Source organism: Coprobacter sp., from assembly GCF_982436375.1.
The window spans coordinates 1-3552 of record NZ_CEWDCG010000259.1 but is presented as its reverse complement, the minus strand read 5'-3'; the positions used below and the strand labels follow the sequence as shown (position 1 = coordinate 3552).

The following is a 3552-nucleotide window of genomic DNA, read 5'->3' as shown; positions in this document are numbered from 1 at the left end:
ATGCAAATGTAAATGAAAGGGGGAAAAGAAAAGGAATAGAAATATTTCAAAAAAGATCAATTTTGATTCAAAATTCAAGACTTACAAATAAAAAAGGGGAACTTTACTTTTCAATAGCAAAATTCCCCCTCTATTATAGAAATATCAATTAATTTCTAAATACCAACCCGTTTTCATCAGCATCAATAACTATGGGTTTGCTTTTATCTACTTTCTGAGCCAATAAATCTTTCGACAATTGATTCAATATATATCGGTGAATGATACGTTTTACGGGACGAGCACCGAATTGCGGATCATAACCTTCTTTAGCGACAAAGGCCAAAGCTGCCGGTGTAATATCCAGTTTCACACCATTCGAAGCCAACAATTTCTCAATTCCTTTAAGCTGCATTGCAACAATCTGTTCGATTTCTTTTTCATTAAGAGGAGTAAACATAATCGTTTCGTCGATACGATTCAGGAACTCAGGACGTATAGACTGCTTCAACAAATCCAGAACCTGACGTTTGGTCATTTCTGTAATTTCATCTTTATTTTCGGGTGTAATTTTTTCGAAATTCTCCCGAATAAGACTTGATCCCATATTGGAAGTCATGATGATAATCGTATTCTTGAAATTCACCAAACGACCCTTATTATCGGTCAAACGTCCGTCATCCAACACTTGCAATAAAATATTGAAAATATCGGGATGAGCCTTTTCTATTTCGTCGAACAACACAACCGAATACGGTTTACGCCGTATCGCTTCGGTCAACTGTCCGCCTTCTTCATATCCGACATATCCGGGAGGCGATCCGATAAGACGGGTCACACTGAATTTGTCTTGATACTCACTCATATCGATACGGGTCATCATATTTTCATCGTCAAACAAATATTCCGCCAAAGCTTTTGCCAACTCTGTTTTTCCGACACCCGTAGTTCCCAAGAAAATAAATGAGCCTATCGGACGACGCGGATCACTCAGTCCCGCACGACTACGACGAACTGCATCCGAAACAGCCTGTATTGCTTCTTCCTGCCCGACTACACGTTTATGAAGTTCTTCTTCCAGATGAAGCAGTTTTTCTTTTTCACTCTGCATCATCTTGCTGACAGGAATTCCCGTCCATCTGGAAACGACATCGGCAATATCTTCCGCATCCACCTCTTCCTTGATCATGGCAACTCCGCCTTGCAAAGTCTTCAGTTTTTCCTGAACATCTTTTATTTCTTGTTCTTTGGCCGTAATCTTTGCATACCGTATTTCAGCGACTTTTTCATAATCGCCCTCTCTCTCCGCACGGTCGGCCTCAAACTTAAGGTTCTCTATATCGATTTTGTTTTGCTGAATTTTATTGACCAATTCCTTTTCGGATTCCCACTTAGCTTTAAATTTCGTTTCTTCCTCTTTCAAATTGGCAATTTCCTCATTCAACGTCTTCAGCTTATCTTTATCATTTTCTCTTTTGATCGCCTCCCGTTCGATTTCCAACTGTTTGATACGACGAGAAATCTCATCCAAAGCCTCAGGTACAGAATCTACCTCAAGACGCAGCTTGGCGGCAGCTTCATCCATTAAATCGATTGCCTTATCCGGTAAAAACCGATCTGTAATATATCGTTCGGACAGTTGTACGGCAGCAATGATCGCATCATCTTTAATACGCACTTTGTGGTGATTTTCATACCGTTCTTTTAAACCTCTCAAAATCGAAATCGTACTCAATTCATCAGGTTCATCGACCATAACAATTTGGAAACGACGTTCAAGAGCCTTATCTTTTTCAAAATATTTCTGATACTCATCTAAAGTAGTAGCTCCGATCGAACGAAGTTCTCCTCTTGCCAATGCAGGTTTTAAGATATTAGCGGCATCCATTGCCCCCTCACCTTTTCCCGCACCGACTAAAGTATGTATTTCATCTATAAAAAGAATAATCTCTCCTTCAGCCTGAGTCACCTCATTAACAACAGCTTTGAGTCGTTCTTCAAACTCGCCTTTATATTTAGCTCCAGCAACCAAAGCTCCCATGTCCAAAGAATATATCTGTTTACTTTTCAGATTTTCAGGAACATCACCACGTACAATTCTGTGAGCCAAACCTTCTGCTATGGCAGTTTTACCAGTACCCGGCTCTCCTATTAATATAGGATTATTTTTCGTACGCCGACTTAATATCTGCAATACCCTACGAATTTCATCATCTCGTCCGATAACAGGATCAAGTTTTCCGGTACGGGCACGTTCATTCAAGTTAATTGCATACTTACTCAAAGCATTATAAGTATCTTCAGCAGAAGCATCCTTTACACTTTGTCCCTTTCTCAATTCATCAATAGCCGCTCCCAATTCTTTTTCGTTAATTCCGGCATCTTTCATAAAAGACGATGCAGAACTTTTTGTCTGTAATAGAGCCATTAGAATAGACTCTAAAGCAACAAACTGATCTCCCATTTTAGAAGAGTAGTCAGAAGCTTTCTGCAATACCGCATTTGCTTCACGACTCAAATAAGGCTCACCGCCACTCACCTTAGGTAAAGAGGCAATCTCCCGATCAACCGCTGTTTTCAGTAAGTTGACATTAACGCCTAATTTCTGAAAAATATAATTGACAAGGCTTTCTCCTACATCAACAACACCTTTCAGCAAGTGTACCGGCTCGATAGCCTGCTGTCCATTGGCAGAAGTTATCTCGACTGCTTTCTGAACAGCTTCTTGCGATTTGATTGTAAAATTATTAAAGTTCATATCTTTTTTCTCCTTTCCATTCTTTTTTAGTTAAATTCAAGAAGTTATTCGCAAAAGGGATGCCAAATGAATTTACGGACAAAAATACTGGTAACCAATCGGTTAAAATGACAAAATGACCACATTAAAGATTACGAACAACCTACCGATAAAAAAATGTATTTACACTTAAACAGTTCCATAAACTGACATTTTGACCTATATCACCTATAACAACTCGAGTTCAGCTTTGTTCGACAAACAATAAAGAAGAAGCAGTAAACTAATACTTCTTCAAAGAGTCTATTTATATAAAAGGTGTTATTTAGAATCTAATTTATTCAGATCCTGGATGATCAACCGCGCTCTCTCAGCACTTTTAATCTCCTTCCGATGCCGGATATAATAGACCGGATCAAGACTGAAACCAACACTTTTCGTTCGTTTAGCTCCTGATAAATTCAACATTTGAGCTACATTATTTCTCGCTCTCAACATTAATGCGTTTTGCTCCTCATCTCCCTTATAATTCGCCATATGAATAAGTAATGCCCGCTTTATTGTCTGAGAAGGATTATTAGGTAAAGCAAACTTATACTCCGACAATTTAAGATTCAGCGGTTCTATATACGCCTCTATCGGCATCCCTACTAAAAGCGTGTCTGCAATTTGACGCTTTTGCAATACCGGGCTTTCAAGCGGAAGTGTAAATGTTTTTCCATCAAAAAGTAGTTTCGGAGTCTCTACGGGCGGTTCTTGCGCAGACATGTAAGACGGATATAAAATCAGTCCGACAAAATACGACCAAACAAGTACCGCCTTCCGTGTCATAATAA

2 protein-coding genes are annotated in these 3552 nt (G+C 39.1%); both read right to left on the bottom strand.

The window, feature by feature from the left end:
- Nucleotides 1-148: 148 nt before the first annotated feature.
- Nucleotides 149-2737, bottom strand: a complete 2589-nt coding sequence (gene clpB, locus AC1WHX_RS11310; RefSeq protein WP_270214588.1) for an ATP-dependent chaperone ClpB — start codon at nucleotides 2735-2737, stop codon at nucleotides 149-151.
- Nucleotides 2738-3037: 300 nt separating this feature from the next.
- On the bottom strand, nucleotides 3038-3552 hold a 515-nt coding region (locus AC1WHX_RS11305), incomplete at its 5' end, for a hypothetical protein (protein ID WP_481229381.1).

Bases quoted from the DNA above. Each gene is read 5' to 3' on its own strand.
- clpB (WP_270214588.1), bottom strand. From the start codon at position 2,737: ATGAACTTTAATAATTTTACAATCAAATCGCAAGAAGCTGTTCAGAAA.